Genomic DNA, 22,074 nt, shown 5'->3' with positions numbered 1-22,074 from the left:
TGGCTCCGCGACCTGGACTCGAACCAGGGACCCAATGATTAACAGTCATTTGCTCTACCGACTGAGCTATCGCGGAACTAAATTTCGGTACAACTACCGATTACTACTCCGAAGACTGTGTTCGCTTCGGACTCTTTAGCTTCTTAGCTTTCGCTTTGTCGCTGCTGAGGCCGGCTATTCTACATTCTTCGTTTTGCTTGTCAACCACTTTTTTTCATTCAACTTACTGATTTGTAAGTTGTTTTGCGGTCACCGATGTTGCTGGTGATTCGCTTAGTGCCTGACAACGCGGCGTATATTAGGGTCACCCGAATCTTGATGCAAGCAAAAATTTCAAAAATTTCAGCAAGTTAACCTGAATTCCCCGAAAGCCCCGGTTTTACTGGGCTGCACCGGCCTCTTCGCGGGTAAACCCGCTCCCACAGGGGCCCCACAGCGGTGTGGGAAAGCAAAAAAAAGCCCCGCAGAAGCGGGGCTCATGGTGCAACGCATTAGCCAAAGACGATTTCGTCGCCTTCCACCGTGGCGGTAATCGACGTACCCGGCACAAACTGGCCTGCCAGGATCAGCTGCGCCAGCGGGTTTTCGATCCAGCGCTGGATAGCCCGCTTCAGCGGCCGTGCGCCGTACACCGGGTCGTAACCCACGGCAATCAGCTTGTCCAACGCCTCCGGGCTCAGGCTCAGCGACAGTTCGCGCTCCAGCAGACGGCTGCGCAGGCGGCCCAGCTGGATCTCGGTAATGCCGGCAATCTGCTCGCGGCCCAGTGGCTCGAACACCACCACTTCGTCGATACGGTTGATGAACTCCGGACGGAAGTGCGCGCCCACTGCATCCATCACCGCCGCACGCTGTGCCTCGCGGTCGCCTACCAGTTCCTGGATCTGCGCCGAGCCCAGGTTGGAAGTCATCACGATCACCGTGTTGCGGAAGTCCACGGTGCGCCCGTGGCTGTCGGTCAGGCGGCCGTCTTCCAGCACCTGCAGCAGCACGTTGAACACATCCGGGTGGGCTTTCTCCACCTCATCCAGCAGCACCACCGAGTATGGCTTGCGCCGTACGGCCTCGGTCAGGTAACCGCCCTCTTCATACCCTACATACCCTGGTGGTGCACCGATCAGGCGAGCCACGGAGTGTTTCTCCATGAACTCGGACATGTCGATGCGTACCATCGCCTCTTCGGTGTCGAACAGGAACTCGGCCAGCGCCTTGCACAGCTCGGTCTTGCCCACACCGGTGGGGCCAAGGAACAGGAACGAACCGCTTGGCCGGCTCGGGTCAGACAGCCCCGCACGCGAGCGACGTACTGCGTTGGCGACGGCGGTCACCGCTTCGTCCTGGCCAATCACACGCTGGTGCAGCAATGCTTCCATTTTCAGCAGCTTATCGCGCTCACCTTCGAGCATCTTCGACACGGGAATACCGGTCCACTTCGACACCACCTCGGCAATTTCTTCCTCGGTCACCTTGTTGCGCAGCAACTGGTTCTCGGTCTTGCCGTGCTGGTCGACCATCTGCAGGCTGCGCTCCAAGTCGGGGATCACCCCGTACTGCAGCTCGGCCATGCGGCTCAGGTCGCCTTTACGACGGGCGGCTTCCAGCTCTTGGCGGGCCTGCTCGATCTTTTGCTGGATCTGCGCCGAGCCCTGCACTTCCGCCTTCTCCGATGCCCAGATTTCTTCCAGGTCGGAATATTCACGCTCCAGCCGCTCGATTTCTTCGGTCAGCTTCTCAAGGCGTTTTTTCGCGGCTTCGTCTTCTTCCTTCTTCAGCGCCTGCGATTCCACCTTCAGCTGGATCAGGCGGCGATCAAGGCGATCGAGCACTTCCGGCTTGGAGTCGATCTCCATGCGGATACGGCTGGCCGCTTCGTCGATCAGGTCAATAGCCTTGTCCGGCAGCTGGCGGTCGGTGATGTAGCGGTGGCTGAGCTTGGCCGCAGCGATAATGGCACCGTCGGTGATGGCCACTTTGTGGTGCACTTCATAGCGCTCTTTCAGACCACGCAGGATAGCGATGGTATCTTCCTCGCTCGGCTCCTCCACCAGCACCTTCTGGAAGCGGCGCTCCAGGGCGGCGTCCTTCTCGATGAACTGGCGGTACTCGTTCAGCGTGGTGGCACCGACGCAGTGCAATTCGCCACGGGCCAAGGCAGGCTTGAGCATGTTGCCCGCGTCCATGGCGCCCTCGCCTTTGCCGGCGCCGACCATGGTGTGCAGTTCGTCGATGAACAGGATGATCTGGCCTTCCTGCTTGGACAGCTCGTTCAGCAGGGATTTCAGGCGCTCTTCGAACTCGCCACGGTATTTGGCACCGGCAATCAGCGCCCCCATGTCCAGCGCCAGCAGGCGCTTGCCCTTGAGGCCGTCAGGCACTTCACCATTGATGATGCGCTGGGCCAGGCCTTCGGCGATGGCGGTTTTACCCACACCAGGCTCACCGATCAGCACCGGGTTGTTCTTGGTACGGCGTTGCAGCACCTGCACGGTACGGCGGATTTCATCGTCACGGCCGATTACCGGGTCCAGCTTGCCTTCTTCGGCGCGCTTGGTCAGGTCGACGGTGTACTTGTCCAGCGCCTGGCGCGACTCTTCGGCGTTGGCGTCATTGACTGCGGCACCACCGCGCAGGTTGTTGATGGCATTTTCCAGAGCCTTTTTGCTCACGCCCTGGCTCAGCAGCAGCTTGCCGAGCTTGCTGTTCTCGTCCATGGCGGCCAGCAGCACCAGTTCGCTGGAAATGAACTGGTCGCCTTTCTGCTGGGCCAGGCGGTCGGCCTGGTTGAGCAGGCGCGCCAGGTCCTGCGACATGTTCACGTCGCCGGTCGGGTTCTGGATTTTTGGTAGCTGGTCGAGTTCTTTCACCAGCGCCTGGCGCAGGCTGTTGATGTCGAAGCCAACCTGCATCAGCAGCGGCTTGATCGAACCGCCCTGCTGTTCGAGCAGTGCCTGCATCAGGTGCACGGGCTCGATGGCTGGGTGGTCCATGCCAACGGCCAGGGATTGAGCATCGGATATTGCGAGTTGCAGCTTGCTGGTCAAACGGTCTATTCGCATGGTGTACCTTCCTTTAAAGGGCAGGTCGGAGCGATGGACAGCGCCTGTTTATGAAGAAACCTGCCTGAGATGAACTTATAGATAAGGCTGATTCTGGAAGATTCAAGCGTAGCGGGGTTGACCGAAGTCAACCTGTTGAATTAACGGTGGCCATTCGCGGGCATGCCCGCTCCCACAGGTACACCAACAGTTTCAAAAGGTGTGGATTCCTGTGGGAGCGGGCGAGCCCGCGAAGAGGCCAGTACAGGCTAGCGGGGTTGCAGCCACACCAGTGATGCGAAGCGCCCACCCTGCGGGGTACGGCGATAGGAGAAGAACCGCGCATCACTGACCGTGCACAGGCCGCCGCCATACACGGCAGTTACGCCACGGGCAGCCAGACGAATGCGCGCCAGCTCGTAGATATCCGCCATCAGCTTGCCTGGCCGTTCGCCCTCGACGAATGCCCGAGCAGCTTGCGGGTGCACGGCGGTAAAGGCATCACGCACTTCCAGCCCCACTTCGAAAGCCTGTGGGCCAATGGCTGGCCCCAGCCACACCAGCACTTCTTCAGGCGGCAGTGCCAGGCGGTCCAGGGTGGCTTCCAGCACGCCGCCCGCCAACCCGCGCCAGCCAGCATGCGCCGCCGCCACGCGAGTACCGGCCCGGTCGCAGAAAAGCGCGGGCAGGCAATCGGCGGTCATCACGGTACAGGCAATACCAGGCTGGTCGGTCCAGCTGGCGTCGGCTTCGGCCACCACGGCAGGGTCGGCATCCGCCACCACCAGCCCATGCACCTGCTTCAGCCAGGCAGGGCGGATGGCGAACGCGTCGCTCAGGCGGCGGCGGTTCTCGGCAACGGCAGCAGGGTCATCCCCTACGTGGTCGCCAAGGTTGAAAGTTTCGTAGGGCGGCAGGCTGATGCCGCCCTGACGGGTGGTGACACAGGCGCGAACCGAGGCCGGGGCGGGCCAGTCGGGAAACAACAGCGACTGCGTCAGGCCACTCATCCGATAAAGCTCTCGCGGTCCTGGTTGAGCAGCGACAGCAACCACACGAAATCATCGGGCAGTGGCGATTCCCACTTCATGATTTCACCGGTAATCGGGTGGGCCAAGGCCAGGAAACGCGCGTGCAGCGCCTGGCGCGGGAAGGTCTTGACCGCCTCGACCATGGTTGGGCTGGCAGCCGGCGGAATGCGGAAGCGCCCACCGTACGTCTGGTCGCCGACCAGCGGGAAACCAACATGGGCCATGTGCACACGAATCTGGTGAGTACGGCCGGTTTCCAGCTTGACCCGCACGTGGGTGTGCGAGCGGAAGCGCTTGAGCACGCGGTAGTGGCTGACCGCCGGCTTGCCGCCGTCGGTGACTGCCATGCGCTGGCGCATGCCGCCGTGGCGGCCGATCGGGGCATCGATCTTGCCACCGGAAGTGACCACGCCGATCACGATGCATTCATAAATGCGGCTGACCTTGCGCGCCTGCATCTGCTCGACCAGCCTGGTCTGCGCCTGCAAGGTCTTGGCCACCACCATCAAGCCGGTGGTGTCTTTATCCAGCCGGTGAACGATGCCGGCGCGCGGTACATTGACGATGTCTGGCACGTGGTGCAGCAGCGCATTGAGCAACGTACCACTGGCATGACCGGCAGCCGGATGCACGACCAGCCCGGCAGGCTTGTTGATTACCATGATATGGTCGTCTTCGTAGACGATATCCAGTTCGATATCTTCTGGGATCCACTCGCCCTGGGCCTCTTGTTCGGCCTGCAGTGCTAGCAGCGAGCCACCATAGACGGTGTCTCGAGGGCGCACAACGGCGCCATCGACCGTCAGGCGGCCCTCTTTGATCCACGAAGTAAGCCGCGAACGCGAGTACTCAGCGAACAATTGGGCGGCGACCTGGTCGAGGCGTTGGCCGCCCAGTTCGGACGGTACCTCTGCGCTAAGTTGAATGATCTCGGACATGCTCGATTCGGCGGGCGCACAGCCTTTGGTTTCGGCTGCGAGCTTGTGGTTAAATACGGCTTCTTTTGTCCCGGGGTTGGCCGGGGCGCTCATCATAACAGGACGGCACCGCCCAAGACAGCGGCCGTCAAAGGGACGCAAGCCGCCATGCAAGTGAAACACCTGCTGCTGATCGCCATCCTCGGGCTTACCGCGGCCTGTTCCTCTAATAAAGAGGTCATTGACGAGAACCTCAGCGAAGCCGAGCTGTACCAGCAGGCGCAAGCTGATCTGGACAACTCCAGCTACACCAGCGCCGTAAACAAGCTCAAGGCCCTGGAATCGCGCTACCCGTTCGGCCGCTATGCCGATCAGGCGCAGCTCGAGCTGATCTACGCCAACTACAAGAACTCCGAGCCCGAGGCTGCCAAGTCGGCCGCCGAGCGCTTCATTCGTCTGCACCCGCAGCACCCGAACGTCGACTACGCCTACTACCTGAAAGGTCTGACCTCGTTCGACCAGGACCGTGGCCTGCTGGCCCGTTTCCTGCCGCTGGACATGACCAAGCGTGACCCGGGTGCCGCCCGCGACTCGTACAACGAGTTCGCCCAGCTGACCAGCCGCTTCCCCAACAGCCGCTACTCGCCCGACGCCAAGCAGCGCATGATCTACCTGCGCAACCTGCTGGCTTCGTATGAAATCCACGTGGCCGACTACTACCTGAGCCGCCAGGCTTATGTGGCCGCCGCCAACCGTGGCCGCTACGTGGTAGAAAACTTCCAGGAAACCCCATCGGTCGGCGACGGCTTGGCAGTAATGGTCGAGTCGTACCAGAAGATGCACCTGGACGAACTGGCCGCCAGCAGCCTGGAAACCCTCAAGCTCAACTACCCTGACCACCCGAGCCTGGCCGATGGCGAGTTCCAGCCCAAGCAGACCGAGTCTGACGGGCGCGGCTGGCTGTCCAAGGCCACCCTGGGCCTGATCGAAACCGAGACGCCGCTGCCGCCGGGCGAAACCCGCGCGAACCAGGACGTGGTCAAGCAGTTCCAGGACGCGCGTGACGAGATGCCGCAAGAGCTGCTGCCGAAAGACGAAAACGGCGACCCGATCGTGCCGGAAGGCCCGAAACAAGCAGAAAAAGACCGCTCCTGGTTCAGCTACATGACCTTTGGTCTGTTCGACTGATACACAGCGGTACATGAAAGGGAGGCCTTGGGCCTCCCTTTTTTATTAGCCGCATCCTAGACTGTCAGCTTCTTCAACCGACAAGCTGGACACCATGGTTCGCCTACTTTTCTGGATCGCCCTGATCGCCGCCGCGTTCTGGCTGTGGCGCAAGTTCAAAGTCAGCCAACAGTCGCACCCCGAGGCGAAACTGGATGCGCCACTGCAGATGGTGCGCTGCGCCCATTGCGGCGTACACCTGCCCAACGACCGGGCGCTGCAGCAGGGCAAAGAGTGGTATTGCAGCCAGGCGCACCTGCAACAGGGGCCTGGCCGACAGGGCTGAACACAACACCTGTAGAAGATTGCCCAGCCCCTTGGGCTGCGCTGTCACGCAGAAAACAGTGTTCACTGTGGGGGCGGGCTTGCCCCGCGAATGGGGCCACGCGGTGCCTGACACCGGCCTCGCCGGTGTTCGCGGGAAAACCCCGCTTCCACAGGGTTTTCATGGTCTTCAAGGGCTGTGCTTGACCGCAGAAGCCCTCAGCCCAACCGCGTTGCCGGTGCATACGGCGCCGGGTCGATGATTGGCTCGGCACCGGTCAGCAAGTCGCTAAACAACTGGCACGACGCTGGCGCCAGCACCAACCCGTTGCGATAGTGCCCGCAGTTCAGCCACAACCCCTCGTGCCCTGGCACCGGCCCAATGTAGGGAATGCCCTCTGGCGAGCCTGGCCGCAGCCCGGCCCAGTGCCCCACCACCGTGGCCCCTTCGAGCCCAGGCAGCAACTCCACCGCCGATGCCTTCAGGCTTTCCAGCGCATCTTCGGTCGGGGTCTTGTCATACCCGGCATGCTCCAGCGTGCTACCCACCAGAATGTGCCCATCCCGCCGCGGGATCGCATAGCGCCCCTTGGCCAGCACCATGCTCGGCAAAAAGTCCTCAGCGCATTTAAACAGGATCATCTGGCCCTTCACCGGCTCTACCGGCAGCTCAAGGCCCAGGGTACGCAACAGGTCGCCACTCCAGGCCCCGGCACTGAGCACCACCTCATCCGCCGCCAGCACACCTTCAGCGGTCTGCACCCCGGTCACGCGCCCGCCCTGCTGAACGAAGCCGGTGATCTGGCAATTTTCGCGCAAGGTGACGTTGGGCAGCGCCAACAGCGCCGCCTTCAGCGATTTCACCAGGCGCGGGTTGCGCACGTTGGCCACGCCAGCCATGTAGATCGCGCGCTTGAAACCCGGGCCCAGCACCCGCACTGCGTCGTAGGCCACCGTGATATCCACGGCACTCAGCGGCCGCTGCTCACGCTCGGCCCAGGCCAGCGCTTCGGCTTCGTCATCCAGGTCGAGCCAGTACAGTCCCGTGGTGTGCACTTCGGGATCGACACCGGTGCTGGCGAACAAACGCTCGCCCAGCTGCGGATAATAGTCCTGCGACCAGTGCGCCAGGGCGGTCACAGCCGGGCTGTAGCGCCAAGGGTACAGCGGCGAAACGATGCCACCACCGGCCCACGACGACTCACGCCCGACCTCACCCTGGTCACATACCACCACCTGCCCGACCTTGGCCGCCAGGTTGAACGCCGTCAGCAGGCCGATCACCCCGCCGCCGACCACCACTACTTGCTTGCTCATCTGTCGATCCAACACCTGAAGTAAAACCGCGATGCACTGGGCATCATTCAACCTTCAGCTTCCCCAGCAGTGCTCGCTGCCGCCAACGGCACCCGGATTGCGCTGCGCGCCGGCCTGATCGAGCTGGAAGTCGCCACAGCGATCCTGCGCCATCAGCCCATTGGGCAGCCGCCGTGCGCGCAGCGTGAAGGTGTCGCTGTCGCGCTGGGCCTGCAGGCTGTAATAGCGGGTACCGTCGGGCAAGGCCGGGTCACCCTCGGCATATTGGCCGGTGCGCACGCGGTGGCGCTCCAGGCGCAGGGCGGCATCATGCAGCAGGCCAACCACTTCGCTGCGTGCGGCTCGCCGAAGCTGGTCGCTGTAACTGGGGTAGGCAATGGCTGCCAGAATGCCGGTCACGGCCAGCACAATCAACAACTCGATCAGGCTCAAGCCTTGCTGCATGTCAGTCTCCTCTCAGTCTTTGCCGCCAGCTGATACGCCGGGTGGTGTCGCCAGCCATGGCATAGACGGCTTCCAGCACATGCCGTGACTGGGTTTGCTTGCTGACTCCAGTTATGCGGAACAGGGTAACCAGCTGCTCGTCTGGCAGGTGCGCAGCGCGAGTGCTCGTGCCCAGGTTCTGTATATGGAAGTAACCGTTGTGGGTGCCCTGCCACTGCCCTGCCAGATCGTGCGGTCGGGCTGGTGGCAGGCACGCGCCACAAGGGTCAGGAGGTGCCCGCTCAAGTTCGTGTTTCCCTGCCTGCAGCGCAGCCTCGGCTTCTTCGAACGCTCGCAGACCATCGCTCAGGTATCCCGTCATTCGCGTTTCCACCAGGGCGTCGCGCAGGGCAGATGCTGCAAGCAGACCCAGCAGCATGCTCAGGACCAGGGCCAACAGAAGAACCACACCACGCTGGCGGCTCATGAAGCGGGTACCGGGTTGCGGAGTGCCACGCTCAGCGAGTGATGCTGCTCAAGCTGCAAGCTGGGTTCATACAATGTGAGTAGAAGATCGACCCGCTCACCAGGTACATACCCCACTCGCAGCTCCCGTACATGATCGACCAGTGGCTGATTAATGTGACCCCGCTTGAAGAAAAGCGTGGTGCCACTGTGCACATAGTGATGGCGACTGACGGGCACAGCCATCAGCTTTTCATCGCCTTGTACTCGATGCTTATGAACCCTCACTTCGTCGATACAGTTCGTCACCACGGTCCACTCCGGGTCGCCCGCATACCCTGGCAGCTCGGCGACAACCAGGCTCAAGCTTGACCTATCGGCCTGCAGTGGCCGGGCAAAGGCAGGCTGCGCAGCCACGTCCAGGAAGTCGCCAGGTTTGAGGCGCATACAGCCGAACATTCCGGCCATGCGCACGTCCTGCGCCATGCGCAACAATGCCTGCCGCGCCTCATCATTCATGCGCACCGCGGTACTTTGCAGGCGCCAGGCCTGGTGAGCTGATGTAAAGACCTGGCTAACCGCCGCCAGTAATACCAAGCCGATACCTAGCCCCAGCATCAACTCAAGCAAACCAAAACCACTTTGGGCGCGCCTCATCGACGCCCCCGTTCACGCTCACTGTGCGTCGCCATTACCGCCTGCCCATCACGGCGCGCGCTGTCCGCAGCCTGCAATGCCTGCAACTGTATCGCTGCCGCTGCGAACATGCCCACGGCCACCACCACGACTGCCAACAACACTTCCAGCAGCGTCATGCCCCGATGCTTTGTGTGCATCCCTGCACTCCTGCGAATTTTCCTGCAACAGCCCTGAACCTGGCCGACTAGACCGCTTGGCCGGCCAACGTGAAGCTATAGCCAAGCACTTTCACGGAGGAATGCACGGTGAAGCAACGAGGCGTAACACTGATACAAATGTTGTCGGCCTTGGCAGTGACCGTTTTGCTGACACAACTCGGTATGCCGGCCTACGCCAGGATGAGCGACGACCTACACCGGGCAGCCGCTGCCCGTGATTTGGCACAGGCACTGCGCAGCGCACGCAGCCACGCCATGCTGCAAAGCCAGCCGGTGCTGGTGCAGGCGCTGGACGGTAATTGGGGGAACGGTTGGCAGGTAATGCTGGAGCATAACCAGCAGCTGTTGCGCGAGCAGCGCCTTTCGAGGCCGCTCAAGATTACGAGCAATCGCGGGGAGCGGTTCAAGTTCAGTGCGTTGGGGGTTCCAATGACGCTGAACAACAGCTGGTTGGGAACAACGCTGGAAGTGTGTGAACGCTCATCTGCCAGCAGCCGATACCAAGTGGTGCTGGCATCGAGCGGCAGAGTCAGATTGCTTGCAGAGGACCGAAACAATACTCGCTGTGCAAGCACATAGCCTTGAGCCGAGCTTGCCGGCCCTATCGCCGGCAAGCCAGATCCCACTGGATACCACTGCCTTCAAGGCTTGTGCAGTACCTGTGGGAGCTGGCTTGCCAGCGATGAGGCCAGTACAGGCTTCAGTCAGATCAGCGAGCGAACCCGCAGCTCTTTTGGCATCGAGAAGGTGATGTTCTCTTCACGCCCGTCCAGCTCTTCAGCGCCGGTAGCGCCCCAGGCCTTGAGCTGCTCGATCACGCCACGCACCAGCACTTCGGGGGCCGAAGCGCCAGCGGTTATGCCAATGCGTGCTGCCTGTTCAAACCAGCCCTGCTGCAGGTCCTCGGCACCGTCGATCAGGTAAGCCGGGGTGCCCATGCGCTCGGCCAGCTCACGCAGGCGGTTGGAGTTGGAGCTGTTCGGGCTGCCGACCACCAGCACCACGTCGCACTCACCGGCCAACTGCTTGACGGCGTCCTGGCGGTTCTGGGTGGCGTAGCAGATATCGTCCTTGCGCGGGCCACCGATGTTCGGGAAGCGCGCACGCAGGGCGTCGATGACGCGGCTGGTGTCGTCCATCGACAACGTGGTCTGGGTTACGAAGGCCAGGTGATCAGGGTCGCGCACCTGCAATCTGGCAACATCTTCCTCGTCCTCGACAAGGTAGATGGCGCCACCATTGCTGGCGTCGTACTGGCCCATGGTGCCTTCGACTTCCGGGTGCCCTTCATGGCCGATGAGAATGCACTCTCGGCCGTCACGGCTGTACTTCGCCACCTCGATGTGCACCTTGGTGACCAGCGGGCAGGTGGCATCGAACACTTTCAGGCCACGGCCAGCGGCTTCCTGGCGCACGGCCTGGGACACACCATGGGCGCTGAAGATGACGATGACATCGTCCGGCACCTGGTCCAGCTCTTCGACGAAGATGGCACCGCGATTGCGCAGGTCTTCCACCACGAACTTGTTGTGCACCACTTCGTGACGCACGTAGATCGGCGGGCCGAAGACTTCCAGCGCACGGTTGACGATCTCGATCGCCCGGTCGACCCCCGCGCAGAAGCCGCGAGGGTTGGCGAGTTTGATTTGCATGCTCGGCTCCAGGCTTACAGGGCCTTCACCTCGAGGATCTCCACCTCGAAGGTCAGGGTCTTGCCAGCCAGTGGGTGATTGAAGTCGATGGTCACCTGGTCGTCATCGAACGCTTTGACCACGCCCGGCAGCTCGGCGTTGGCGGCATCGTTGAAGATGATCAGCAGCCCTTCGGACAGCTCCATGCCCTCGAAGTTGGACCGCGGCATGACTTGCACGTTTTGCGGGTTGGGCTGGCCGAAGGCGTTCTCTGGGGCCACTACCAGAGTACGCTTGTCACCGGCCTTGAAGCCAAACAGCGCGCTCTCGAAGCCCGGCAACAAGTTGCCATCGCCCACCTTGAAGGTGGCCGGGGCTTTGTCGAACGTGCTGTCGACGGTGTCGCCGTTTTCCAGGTGCAGCGCGAAGTGCAGGGTGACTTCGGTGTTCTGGCCGATACGGGTGTCAGTCATGGACCGGATCCTCGGACTTCTTGCTCTTGAACATATCCAGCGCCAGCATCACCGCACCAACGGTGATGGCGCTGTCGGCCACGTTGAAGGCCGGGAAGTAATGGCGGTTCTGCCAGTGCACCAGGATGAAGTCGACCACATGGCCCAGCACGATGCGATCGTACAGGTTGCCAATGGCACCACCCAGCACCAGCGCCAGCGCCACGGCCAGCCAGGTCTCGTTGCGCCCCAGGCGCTTGAGCCACACCACCAGTACGGCACTGACCACCACCGCGATCAGGGCGAACAACCAGCGCTGCCAGCCAGCGCCATCAGCAAGGAAGCTGAAAGCGGCGCCGGTGTTATAGGCCAGGGTCCAGCTGAAGTAGTCAGGAATCACCACAATTTGCTGGTACATGGTCAGGGCGTTGTTGAAATACAGCTTGGTGGCCTGGTCGAGGACCAGCACCAGCAAGCTCAGCCAAAGCCATGCAAGGCGCCCGAAGCGCCCCACTGCCGGGTTAGGCATAGTGACGCACCTCGCCCGAGCCGGTCAGGTTGTCGACGCAACGGCTGCAGATTTCCGGGTGCTCCGGGTGGTTGCCGACGTCGGCGCGGAAGTGCCAGCAACGGCCGCACTTGGCGTGGCCGGACTTGACCACTTTCAGCTTGAGGCCTTCGACTTCGGTGGCCACGGCGTCTGCCGGTGCCTGCACGAACGGCACCACGCTGGCGGCCGAGGTGATCAGCACGAAGCGCAGCTCGTCGCCCAGCTTGCCCAGGTCGGCGCTCAGGCCTTCGTCGGCGTACAGGGTGACTTCGGCCTGCAGGTTGCCGCCAATGACCTTGGCGGTCCGCTGGTTTTCCAGCTCCTTGTTGACCGATGCCTTCACCGCCATCACGCGGTCCCAGTAGGCGCGGTCCAGCTCGGTGCCTTCCGGCAGCTCGCTCAGGCCCTGGTACCAGCCGTTGAGCATCACCGACTCGTTGCGCTCGCCCGGCAGGTATTGCCAGATTTCGTCGGCGGTAAACGCCAGGATTGGCGCAATCCAGCGCACCAGCGCTTCGCTGATGTGGTACAGCGCAGTCTGGCAGGAACGGCGGGCAACACTGTTGGCGCCGGTGGTGTACTGGCGGTCCTTGATGATGTCGAGGTAGAAGCCGCCCAGCTCCTGTACGCAGAAGTTGTGCACCTTGGAGTAGACGTTCCAGAAACGGTACTCGCTGTAGTGCTCTTCCAGCTCGCGCTGCAGCAGCAGGGTGCGGTCCACGGCCCAGCGGTCCAGTGCCAGCATGTCTTCAGGGGCCAGCAGGTCACGGGCCGGGTCGAAACCGGACAGGTTGGACAGCAGGAAGCGTGCGGTATTGCGGATACGGCGGTAGGCGTCGGCGCTGCGCTGCAGGATCTGCTCGGAAACCGCCATTTCACCGGAATAGTCGGTGGCCGAAACCCACAGGCGCAGGATGTCGGCACCCAGGGTGTTGTTGACCTTCTCCGGCTCAATGGTGTTGCCCAGCGACTTGGACATCTTGCGGCCGTTTTCGTCCACAGTGAAACCGTGGGTCAGCAGCTCGCGATACGGCGCGTGGTTGTCGATGGCGCAACCGGTGAGCAGCGACGAGTGGAACCAGCCACGGTGCTGGTCGGAGCCTTCCAGGTACAGGTCGGCAACGGGGCCGGTGGCGTGGCCGATGTCGTGCGAGCCACGCAGCACGTGCCAGTGGGTGGTGCCGGAGTCGAACCACACGTCCAGGGTATCGGTGATCTTGTCATACTGAGCCGCTTCTTCACCCAGCAGTTCGACGGCATCCAGCTTGAACCAGGCCTCGATACCTTCTTGCTCGACGCGCTTGGCCACCGCTTCCATCAGCTCGACGGTACGTGGGTGCAGCTCGCCGGTCTGCTTGTGCAGGAAGAACGGGATCGGCACACCCCAGTTACGTTGACGCGAGATGCACCAGTCCGGACGGTTGGCGATCATCGAATGCAGGCGCGCCTGGCCCCAGGCCGGCACGAACTTGGTCTCTTCGATGGCCTTGAGGGCGCGCTCACGCAGCGGCTCGCCGGTGCTCGGCTGCTTGTCCATGCCCACGAACCACTGCGCGGTGGCGCGGTAGATCAGCGGGGTCTTGTGGCGCCAGCAGTGCATGTAGCTGTGGCTGATGGTTTCGGTGTGCATCAGCGCACCGACTTCGCTCAGCTTCTCGACGATGGCCGGGTTGGCCTTCCAGATGAACTGGCCGCCGAAGAATGGCAGCGACTCGACATACACGCCATTGCTCTGCACCGGAGTGAGGATGTCATCGTTGACCATGCCGTAGCGCTTGCAGGTGACGAAGTCGTCTTCGCCGTAGGCCGGCGAGGAGTGCACAACGCCGGTACCGGCGCCCAGCTCGACGTAGTCGGCCAGGTAGACTGGCGACAGGCGGTCGTAGAACGGGTGCCGGAAGTTGATCAGCTCCAGTGCCGAACCTTGGGCTGTGGCGATGACCGAGCCTTCCAGGTTGTAGCGCTTGAGGCACGACTCGACCAGCTCTTCAGCCAGCACCAGCAGACGCTCACCGGTGTCGACCAGGGCGTACTTGAACTCCGGGTGGATGTTCAGCGCCTGGTTGGCCGGGATGGTCCAGGGGGTGGTGGTCCAGATCACGATGGCGGCTGGCTTGGTCAGCGCATCCAGCCCAAAGGCGGCAGCCAGCTTGGCCTCGTCGGCAACCGGGAAGGCCACGTCGATGGTCTGGGATTTCTTGTCGGCGTACTCGACTTCGGCCTCCGCCAGCGCCGAACCGCAGTCGAAGCACCAGTTCACAGGCTTGAGGCCCTTGAACACGAAGCCCTGCTTGACCATCTCGGCCAGGGCGCGGATTTCACCGGCCTCGTTGGCGAAGTTCATGGTCTTGTAGGGGTTGTCCCAGTCACCCAGCACACCCAGGCGAATGAACTCGGTCTTCTGCCCTTCGATCTGCTCGGCGGCGTACTCGCGGCACAGCTCACGGGTGCGATCGGCAGACAGGTGCTTGCCGTGGGTCACCTCGACCTTGTGTTCGATCGGCAGGCCATGGCAGTCCCAGCCCGGGACATACGGTGCATCGTAGCCGGCCAGGGTCTTGGAGCGGACGATCATGTCCTTGAGGATTTTGTTCAGCGCATGACCGATGTGAATTTTGCCGTTGGCATAGGGCGGGCCGTCGTGCAGGACGAACTTGGGACGATCCTTGCCAATTTCGCGCAGCTTCTGGTACAGGCCAATGCTGTCCCAGCGCTGCAGGATCTGCGGTTCGCGCTGAGGCAGGCCGGCCTTCATGGGGAAGGCGGTGTCCGGAAGGTTAAGCGTGGCTTTGTAGTCGGTCATTTCAGGCTCTTCGTTAGCGGTTGAGCGTGCCAATGTGCACGTGCGGCGGCGATATCCGCATCGATCGCCGACTTCAGCGCCTCCAGGGAGGCGAATCGCTGCTCTTCACGCAGCTTGTGGTGGAACTCCACCGTCAGACGCCGGCCATACAGGTCGCCGGCAAAATCCAGAAGATGAATTTCCAGGTGCGGGCGCCCATCACCGGCAACGGTGGGACGCACGCCAATATTGCCCACACCCGGCCAGGCCTTGCCGTCGATTTCGATGCTGGCCAGGTAGACCCCGGACAGCGGCACGCGGCGGCGCTTGAGCTGGATGTTGGCGGTAGGTGTACCGAGCTGGCGGGCCAGCTTCTGGCCATGCAGCACGCGGCCGGTGATGCTGTACGGGCGGCCCAGCAGGTGCTCGGCCAGCTCGAAATTGCCTTCGGACAAGGCCTTGCGCACTTCGGTGCTGCTGACGCGCAGACCGTCCTGGATCACCGTATTGGCGGCCTCGACGGTGAAGCCGTACTGCTTGCCGGCTTCGATCAGGAAGGCGAAGTCGCCGGCGCGGTCGCAGCCAAAGCGGAAGTCATCACCCACTTCGAGGTGACGCACGCCCAGGCCGTCGACCAGGATGGCCTTGACGAAAGCGTCGGCGCTGAGCTGGCTCAGGCGCTGGTTGAACGCCAGGCACAGCACCCGGTCGATGCCCTCGGCGGCCAGCAGTTCGACCTTGTCACGCAGACGGGCCAGGCGCGCCGGCGCGGTATCGGGGGCAAAGTACTCGCGTGGTTGAGGTTCGAAAATCACCACGCAGGTCGGCAGGCCCAAGGCCTGGCCGCGCTCGCGCAGGCGCGCCAGGATTGCCTGGTGGCCGCGGTGAACCCCGTCGAAGTTGCCAATGGTGGCGACACAGCCCCGGTGCTCGGGGCGCAGGTTGTGAAGACCTCGAACCAGCTGCATAACGCGCTTCTTGCTCATAAAGTGGCCGATTATAACCACACCCGGGCGCCGGTGACAGGCAGCAACGCCCAAGGGCGGCGTGGAATGCGAAAAACCGACGCCTGACCCACCTGAAGCCTCAGTGCAAGGCCTTGCGGGCGAAATGCCGGGGCCGGAAGCCGCACAGGTACAGGCAGCCGAAATACGTCACGACACCAGCCAGGATCAGTGCGCCAAGCCTCATGAAGCGCTCAAGCATGATGCCCTGCTCCCAGGCCGGCATATAGTGCATGCCCGCCAACAGGACCGCCGACATCAACGCCACTGCCAGAACAAGCTTGAGCAGAAACACTGCCCAGCCTGGCTGAGGCTCGAACAACTGCTGACTGCGCAGCTTCCAGAACAGCAAGCCGGCATTCAGGCACGCACCGAGACTGATCGCCAGCGCCAGGCCGGCATGCGCAAGCGGGCCGACCAGGGCGAGGTTGAACAGCTGGGTACAGAACAGGGTGAAAATCGCGATCTTCACCGGTGTGCGGATATTCTGCTGCGCATAGAAGCCGGGTGCCAGTACCTTGACCAGAATGATCGCCAGCAAGCCTACGGAATAGGCCATTAGCGCCCGCTGGGTCATGGCCGCATCAAACGCGCTGAACTTGCCATATTGAAAGAGCGCAACGGTCAGCGGCTCGGCAAGAATGGCCAACGCCAGGGTGCACGGCAGCACCAGCAGGAAGCACAGGCGCAGGCCCCAGTCGAGGATCCGCGAGTATTCCTCGCGGTCCTTGTTGGCGTAGGTCTTGGCCAGGGTCGGCAGCAGGATGGTGCCCAGGGCCACGCCCAGCACGCCCGACGGCAGCTCCATGAGGCGGTCGGCGTAATACATCCACGACACCGAGCCGGCCACCAGGAAGGAGGCAAAGATGGTGTTGATGATCAGCGAGATCTGGCTCACCGATACCCCAAGAATCGCCGGCAGCATTTGCTTCAGCACCCGCCACACTCCCGCGTCCTTGAGATTCAGACGCGGCAGCACGAGCATGCCGATTTTCTTCAATGCCGGCAGCTGGTACAACAACTGCGCCAGGCCACCCGCCAGCACACCCCAGGCCAGGGCCATGATTGGCGGGTTGAAGTACGGCGTCAGCAGCACGGCAAAGGCGATCATCGCCACGTTCAGCAGGGTCGGGGTGAAGGCCGGTACCGAAAAACGGTTCCAGGTATTGAGGATTGCGCCGGCCAGGGAAGAAAGCGAAATCAGCAATATATAAGGAAAGGTCACCCGCAACAGGGCGGTGGTCAGCTCGTACTTTTCCGCGTTGTCGACAAAACCGGGGGCTGTTGCCCATACCACCCATGGCGCCGCCAGGATGCCGATGGCAGTCACCAGGGCGAGGACCAGGGTCAGCAGGCCGCTGACGTAGGCGATGAAGGTACGCGTCGCTTCCTCGCCCTGCTGGGTCTTGTACTCGGCCAGGATCGGCACAAAGGCTTGGGAAAACGCACCCTCGGCGAAAATGCGCCGCAGCAGGTTGGGCAATTTGAACGCGATAAAGAAGGCGTCAGTGGCAACACCGGCGCCAAAGATGCGAGCCAGGATGGTGTCACGCACGAAGCCCAGCACCCGGGAAACCATGGTGATCGAGCTTACTGCAGCCAGGGATTTGAGCAGGTTCATCGAAAAGATTCACGCCAAGGGCAGAGGACGCTGCCAGACAGCGTCCGAATGTGCGATACTCCCGCGCCTTCGCAGGGGAGCCAAAAATTCCCGAGTGTACAGGTCGCGCAGCAGAAAGGAATCTTTCCCTCTTGTTGGCGCACCGCTCGGCGGAACCTTGCAGGTGGCCTTGACAATCGATCTACTGATCGGCATGATTCGCGGCCTATTTTGTTTGCTATTTACCTAAAGTCTTTCGAGGAGCTCGACGGTGGCCAACACACCTTCCGCCAAGAAACGTGCAAAACAGGCTGAGAAGCGTCGCAGCCACAACGCCAGCCTGCGTTCCATGGTCCGCACCTACATCAAGAATGTAGTTAAAGCCATTGACGCAAAAGACGCCGACAAAGCGCAAGCCGCTTACGTTCTGGCTGTACCTGTAATCGACCGTATGGCCGACAAAGGTATCATCCACAAGAACAAAGCTGCTCGTCACAAAGGCCGTCTGAATGGCCACATCAAGGCGCTGAAAGAAGCTGCAGCTGCCTAAGCGACGCGCTATTCGAAAAACCGACCCTAGGGTCGGTTTTTTGTTGCCTGCGATTTATGCTTGCGGGCACGGCTCCATGTGGAGCTCGGTCTCTGCAGGAGCGGCCTTGCGTCGCGAAAGGGCTGCGGAGCAGCCCCGGCAATCTCAGCTTCTGCGCTGAGACCGAGCGGCCGCTACGCGCCCCTTTCGCGACACAAGGCCGCTCCCACAAAAAAGCAGGGCCGCAGTTGGCGACCCTGCTTTTACATTACTTGGCTATCTGAATCTTCGGCGCCCACTGCAGCCATTCATCCTCGGCCTTGTCGAACAAGGCAAAGGTCTGCTGCGGCCGGGCCGGGTTGCCCATCTGCTCGCCATCCGGCGTCGCAAAAGCGATACCGCCATCGATCAGGGTTTCCACCGACTCGGTACGCACCGTAGCCCCCTTGAACAGCCCCCAGTCGAAACCGAAGCCACTGCTGTTCCAGAAGCGGCTACCACTGCGTACCAGTGCCGCATAGCGTGGCTCGATGAGGATATGGATCAGCACGCGGTCAGCGCTCTGCCCCAACTCGAAGCCTGTCACCTTGCCGACCGCCACCTCACGGTATGTCACTGGCACACCCGGCTTGATCGATCCACGGCGCGGGGCGCTGAGGGTCAAGGGCAAGCCGACCTCCGGCCCCGTCACTTGCGGGGCATCGGCCAAAGCGATGAAATCGCGCTGAGGGCCACGGTCCTTGGTTGCTGGCTGTACCTCCAGGTACTGCCCGCCGATCAGGGTGTCGAGGTTCTCGGTGCGCACCAGGCCCAATGCCGGCTTGACCACCCAGAACTGCGTACCGGCACGGGCAATACGGTCCGCCGCTTCGGTGATACGTGCCCGCAGCAGCACTGCCTGCAAGTCATTGGTCAGGTCAACGCTTTCGATACTGCCCACATCCAGGCCACGGAAGCGGATCGGCGTACCCGGCTTCAGGCCATCTGCACGGTCTACACGGACGGTGATCAAAGTACCCGCGCGGTTTACCGCCTCCTGGCTGTCATGCAGGCGGAAGCGTGGAATGCGGCGTTTCAGCGCCACATCCGGGCGCGGCGTGTCGAACGCAATACCGCCGGCCATCAGCGTTTGCAGCGACTCACTCTTGATCTTGATGCCCGAGAGGCCGCCCGTCAGGGTGATGCCACTGACGTTCCAGAAGCGCGACGAACCGTTAACCAGTTTTTCGTATTCCTTTTCAATATGCACACCGATCAGGATGCGGTTGCTGTTACGCGCAAACTGATAGCTCTGCACGCTACCCACCTTGACCTGGCGGTACATCACCGGGCTGCCGATCTCCAGCGACCCCAAGGTATCGGCAAACAACACCATGTGCAGCCCCGGCGCCTTGAGGTCGAGCGGCGGCGCCTTGGCGCGGGCCTCGAACTCACGCTCGGGCCGCTCACCCTTCTCCCCCGGGCGTATGGCGATGTAGTTGCCTTTGACCAGCGCTTCCAGGCCAGTGATACCTGCAAGGGAAATGGACGGTTTGACCACCCAGAACTGTGTGCCCTCGACCAGGTAGTCTTCGGTCAGCGGGTCCAGCGTTAGTTCGGCCGATGCGCTGGACAGGTTGTCTTCCATTTTCAGGGCTTTCAGCGAGCCCACCTGGATGCCCTTGTACATGACCGGCGTGCGGCCTGCCTGCAGGCCCTCGTAATCGCTCAGCTTCACCTTGACCCGGATACCTGCCTGGGCTGCATCGAAGTCTTCGTACAGGCGGAACGGCAGGCTCGGATCGGTGGGCGGGCTGTCCTTGCGGTACTCCGGCGTAGCAAAAGCGATACCACCGGCCACGATGCTCGACAGCGACTCGCTGCGCACCTTCACACCCGACAGCGACGCATCAATACTGACGCCGCTGGCGTTCCAGAAACGCGTGTGCTTGCGCACCAGGCTGGCGTAGGCAGGCTCGATGAACACCTTGACCTCGACGGTGCTCTGGTCCTCGGACAGGCGATAGCTCTTCACCCGACCCACCTGGATCTGCTTGTAGAATATCGGGCTGTCACGGTTGAGCGAGCCGAGCCTTTCGGCTTTGAGGGTCAAATGCAGGCCTGGCTCCGAATCCGAGAGCGGCGGCGCCACCTTCAACGCGGTAAAGCGCTTGGTACGCTCCCCCTCGCCCGGGCTGACGGCGATGTAGTTACCCGACACCAGGGTTTCAAGGCCGGTGATACCCGCCAGACTCACACTCGGTTTCACCAGCCAGAAGCGTGTGCCCTTGGTCAGGTGAGGCTCGGCGGCCTTGTTCATCTCGATGGTGGCGATCACCCCCTGGTTGTCGCCCTCGGCATCGAGTACCAGGCTCTTCACTTTGCCTACCGGCATGCCCTTGTAGATGACTTCGGTCTTGTTGGCGACGATACCTTCACCCGACTCGAAGCGGACTTCAATTTCCACGCCGGCCGCGCTGTAGGCCTGCCATGCGAGCCAGCCCCCGATCATCAGGGCGATCAAGGGCAGGATCCAGATGGCCGACCAGTTTGAGGCTGGGCGGGTTTTAGCCGTTGGCAGGTCACTCATGGTCGTCATCCGACTCCGTGTTATCCCAAATCAGTCGGGGATCGAAAGTTAAAGCGGCAAGCATTGTCAGGATCACCACAGTTGCGAAGGCGACAGCGCCCAGGTTGGCTTCGACACTGGCGATTCGGCCGAAATTCACCACTGCCACCAGAATGGCGATGACGAAGATATCGAGCATGGACCAGCGCCCAATGAATTCAATGAAGCGATACATCATTATCCGTTGCCGGGCCGAAAGCGGCTGGTGACGCTGAACGGAGTACAACAGCAAGCCAATGCCCACCAGCTTGAACGTGGGCACCAGGATACTGGCAATGAACACCACGGCGGCAATGGGCACCATACCGTGCTTGAGCAGGGTGATGACGCCGGACATGATCGTGTCCGGGCTGCCCTGCCCGAGTGTACTCACGGTCATGATAGGGAGCAGGTTGGCCGGGATGTACAGGATCGACGCAGCAACCAGCAGCGCCCAGGTGCGCACGATACTGTTAGGACGGCGAGCATGCACAATGGCGCCGCAGCGCGTGCAGTGCTGCGAAGTGCTATCTGGCACTTGCTTGTTCAGTTCATGACATTCATTGCAGACAAGAATGCCTGCATCAATCGCCCGCATGCAGGTCCTCCCCCGATAGCGCACTCCAGATCTGGTGCGCAGACATCACCACTTCAAGCCACACCTGGACCAATAACAGACTGATAAAACAGAACAACCCCAGGCCCACGGTCAGTTCGGCCAGGTCCACCAGCTTGACGATGGCCACCAGCACCCCCATGAAATAGACCTCGAGCATGCCCCAGTCACGCAAGTGGTGATAGATGCGATAGAACAGCAGGCCGAAGTTACGACCCATGTTCAAGCGAATACTCAGTAATACCGCCAGCTGGCAGAGCAGTTTTGCCAGGGGGATGGCCATGCTGCAGAGGAACACGACCACCGCTACACCACGCATCTGCGAATTGTACAGGCCGAGTACGCCGCTCCAGACAGTATCGTCCGAGGTCTGGCCAAGCAGGTGCAGCTGCATGATCGGTAGAAAATTGGCAGGTACGAACAGTAACAACGCGGTCAGTACCAGAGCCAGGCTCCGGTTGACTACATTATGCCGATGGGCATAGAGCTCGTAGCCGCAACGTGGGCATTGGGCTTTTTCATCGGGCTTGAGCACAGGCTTACGGAGCAGCAGGTCGCATTCGTGGCAGGCGACAAGCTCGTCCAGCGGCAATTGGGCCAAGGCTTCGTGTTCGTCAGGGTTGGGCATATGGCGCTTCTGGAAAGGTGCGTGGGCCTATTCTAGTGTTCTGGCTCAAATTGTGGGAGGCGACTTACCACAGACCCCTGTAGGAGCAGCCTTGTGCTGCGAAGAGGCCATTGCAGCCGAAGATAATCTTTAGCCTTACCGGCCTCTTCGCAGCACAAG

Annotated in this window: 21 protein-coding genes and 1 tRNA gene; 4 read left to right on the top strand and 18 right to left on the bottom strand. The window is 61.8% G+C overall.

Annotation, left to right across the window (positions count from 1 at the left end; all coding sequences use genetic code 11):
• The 4 genes from AC07XM_RS28880 to rluD form a co-directional block, all read right to left on the bottom strand.
• A tRNA-Asn gene (locus tag AC07XM_RS28880) sits at nucleotides 1-76 on the bottom strand.
• A 415-nt stretch (nucleotides 77-491) separates the two neighbouring features.
• Nucleotides 492-3,056 (bottom strand): ATP-dependent chaperone ClpB, encoded by a 2,565-nt coding sequence (gene clpB, locus AC07XM_RS28875; RefSeq protein WP_016484793.1) that lies wholly within the window; start codon nucleotides 3,054-3,056, stop codon nucleotides 492-494.
• 248 nt (nucleotides 3,057-3,304) lie between these two features.
• Nucleotides 3,305-4,045: a peptidoglycan editing factor PgeF gene (gene pgeF, locus AC07XM_RS28870; RefSeq protein WP_016484792.1), complete on the bottom strand. Its 741-nt coding sequence runs from the start codon at nucleotides 4,043-4,045 to the stop codon at nucleotides 3,305-3,307.
• The gene (gene rluD, locus AC07XM_RS28865) at nucleotides 4,042-5,004 is read right to left on the bottom strand and encodes a 23S rRNA pseudouridine(1911/1915/1917) synthase RluD (protein WP_024718082.1); all 963 of its coding nucleotides are present in this window, start codon (nucleotides 5,002-5,004) and stop codon (nucleotides 4,042-4,044) included. The genes pgeF and rluD overlap by 4 nt, the downstream gene beginning before the upstream one ends.
• Before the next feature lie 147 nt (nucleotides 5,005-5,151).
• Between rluD and AC07XM_RS28860 the strand changes: the two genes are divergently transcribed.
• On the top strand, nucleotides 5,152-6,171 hold the full coding sequence (locus AC07XM_RS28860) for an outer membrane protein assembly factor BamD (RefSeq protein WP_102689437.1): 1,020 nt from the start codon (nucleotides 5,152-5,154) through the stop codon (nucleotides 6,169-6,171).
• Between the two features lie 94 nt (nucleotides 6,172-6,265).
• The gene (locus AC07XM_RS28855) at nucleotides 6,266-6,496 is read left to right on the top strand and encodes a PP0621 family protein (protein ID WP_016484789.1); all 231 of its coding nucleotides are present in this window, start codon (nucleotides 6,266-6,268) and stop codon (nucleotides 6,494-6,496) included.
• 197 nt (nucleotides 6,497-6,693) lie between these two features.
• On the opposite strand, the gene thiO is transcribed toward AC07XM_RS28855, so the two are convergent.
• From thiO to AC07XM_RS28830, 5 genes are read right to left on the bottom strand one after another with little or no spacing between them, the layout of a single operon-like run.
• The gene (gene thiO, locus AC07XM_RS28850) at nucleotides 6,694-7,791 is read right to left on the bottom strand and encodes a glycine oxidase ThiO (RefSeq protein WP_102689435.1); all 1,098 of its coding nucleotides are present in this window, start codon (nucleotides 7,789-7,791) and stop codon (nucleotides 6,694-6,696) included.
• A 54-nt stretch (nucleotides 7,792-7,845) separates the two neighbouring features.
• Entirely contained in the window at nucleotides 7,846-8,235 is a 390-nt protein-coding gene (locus AC07XM_RS28845) for a type IV pilin protein (protein ID WP_060519473.1), read from the bottom strand.
• 1 nt (nucleotide 8,236) lies between these two features.
• On the bottom strand, nucleotides 8,237-8,701 hold the full coding sequence (locus AC07XM_RS28840) for a hypothetical protein (RefSeq protein ID WP_070086706.1): 465 nt from the start codon (nucleotides 8,699-8,701) through the stop codon (nucleotides 8,237-8,239).
• The gene (locus tag AC07XM_RS28835; RefSeq protein ID WP_102667848.1) at nucleotides 8,698-9,336 is read right to left on the bottom strand and encodes a PilW family protein; all 639 of its coding nucleotides are present in this window, start codon (nucleotides 9,334-9,336) and stop codon (nucleotides 8,698-8,700) included. The genes AC07XM_RS28840 and AC07XM_RS28835 overlap by 4 nt, the downstream gene beginning before the upstream one ends.
• Nucleotides 9,333-9,515, bottom strand: coding sequence for a prepilin-type N-terminal cleavage/methylation domain-containing protein (locus AC07XM_RS28830; protein ID WP_016484784.1), 183 nt, complete (start codon nucleotides 9,513-9,515; stop codon nucleotides 9,333-9,335). The genes AC07XM_RS28835 and AC07XM_RS28830 overlap by 4 nt, the downstream gene beginning before the upstream one ends.
• A 108-nt stretch (nucleotides 9,516-9,623) precedes the next feature.
• Here AC07XM_RS28830 and AC07XM_RS28825 point away from each other — a divergent pair, with 108 nt between their 5' ends.
• Nucleotides 9,624-10,115, top strand: coding sequence for a GspH/FimT family pseudopilin (locus tag AC07XM_RS28825; protein WP_016484783.1), 492 nt, complete (start codon nucleotides 9,624-9,626; stop codon nucleotides 10,113-10,115).
• 125 nt (nucleotides 10,116-10,240) lie between these two features.
• Here the strand turns inward: AC07XM_RS28825 and ispH are convergent, their stop codons facing one another.
• The 6 genes from ispH to murJ all read right to left on the bottom strand — a co-directional run bounded on the left by ispH (nucleotide 10,241) and on the right by murJ (nucleotide 17,576).
• The gene (ispH, locus tag AC07XM_RS28820) at nucleotides 10,241-11,188 is read right to left on the bottom strand and encodes a 4-hydroxy-3-methylbut-2-enyl diphosphate reductase (RefSeq protein WP_016484782.1); all 948 of its coding nucleotides are present in this window, start codon (nucleotides 11,186-11,188) and stop codon (nucleotides 10,241-10,243) included.
• A 14-nt stretch (nucleotides 11,189-11,202) separates the two neighbouring features.
• Nucleotides 11,203-11,640 carry an FKBP-type peptidyl-prolyl cis-trans isomerase gene (fkpB, locus tag AC07XM_RS28815; RefSeq protein ID WP_016484781.1) on the bottom strand — a complete coding sequence of 146 codons (438 nt, stop codon included), beginning with the start codon at nucleotides 11,638-11,640 and terminating at the stop codon, nucleotides 11,203-11,205.
• Nucleotides 11,633-12,148, bottom strand: a complete 516-nt coding sequence (lspA, locus tag AC07XM_RS28810; RefSeq protein WP_016484780.1) for a signal peptidase II — start codon at nucleotides 12,146-12,148, stop codon at nucleotides 11,633-11,635. Before lspA ends, fkpB begins: the two co-directional genes overlap by 8 nt.
• Nucleotides 12,141-14,972: an isoleucine--tRNA ligase gene (ileS, locus tag AC07XM_RS28805; RefSeq protein WP_023048223.1), complete on the bottom strand. Its 2,832-nt coding sequence runs from the start codon at nucleotides 14,970-14,972 to the stop codon at nucleotides 12,141-12,143. The genes lspA and ileS overlap by 8 nt, the downstream gene beginning before the upstream one ends.
• Nucleotides 14,969-15,919, bottom strand: coding sequence for a bifunctional riboflavin kinase/FAD synthetase (gene ribF, locus AC07XM_RS28800; protein WP_024718081.1), 951 nt, complete (start codon nucleotides 15,917-15,919; stop codon nucleotides 14,969-14,971). The genes ileS and ribF overlap by 4 nt, the downstream gene beginning before the upstream one ends.
• 118 nt (nucleotides 15,920-16,037) lie before the next feature.
• Complete coding sequence (gene murJ, locus AC07XM_RS28795; protein WP_016484777.1) at nucleotides 16,038-17,576, bottom strand: murein biosynthesis integral membrane protein MurJ; 1,539 nt, start codon at nucleotides 17,574-17,576, stop codon at nucleotides 16,038-16,040.
• Between the two features lie 250 nt (nucleotides 17,577-17,826).
• Between murJ and rpsT the strand changes: the two genes are divergently transcribed.
• The gene (gene rpsT, locus AC07XM_RS28790) at nucleotides 17,827-18,105 is read left to right on the top strand and encodes a 30S ribosomal protein S20 (protein ID WP_016484776.1); all 279 of its coding nucleotides are present in this window, start codon (nucleotides 17,827-17,829) and stop codon (nucleotides 18,103-18,105) included.
• Between the two features lie 247 nt (nucleotides 18,106-18,352).
• Here rpsT and AC07XM_RS28785 read toward each other — a convergent pair whose 3' ends face one another.
• From AC07XM_RS28785 to AC07XM_RS28775, 3 genes are read right to left on the bottom strand one after another with little or no spacing between them, the layout of a single operon-like run.
• Complete coding sequence (locus AC07XM_RS28785; RefSeq protein ID WP_024718079.1) at nucleotides 18,353-20,653, bottom strand: PqiB family protein; 2,301 nt, start codon at nucleotides 20,651-20,653, stop codon at nucleotides 18,353-18,355.
• Nucleotides 20,646-21,269, bottom strand: coding sequence for a paraquat-inducible protein A (locus AC07XM_RS28780; protein ID WP_016484774.1), 624 nt, complete (start codon nucleotides 21,267-21,269; stop codon nucleotides 20,646-20,648). The genes AC07XM_RS28785 and AC07XM_RS28780 overlap by 8 nt, the downstream gene beginning before the upstream one ends.
• Entirely contained in the window at nucleotides 21,256-21,915 is a 660-nt protein-coding gene (locus AC07XM_RS28775) for a paraquat-inducible protein A (RefSeq protein ID WP_023048220.1), read from the bottom strand. Before AC07XM_RS28775 ends, AC07XM_RS28780 begins: the two co-directional genes overlap by 14 nt.
• Nucleotides 21,916-22,074: the final 159 nt, after the last annotated feature.

This window comes from Pseudomonas sp. GW460-LB5 (genome assembly GCF_059423245.1).
The sequence above is the reverse complement of the archived record's forward strand: the minus strand, read 5'-3'. Positions and strand labels throughout refer to the sequence as shown.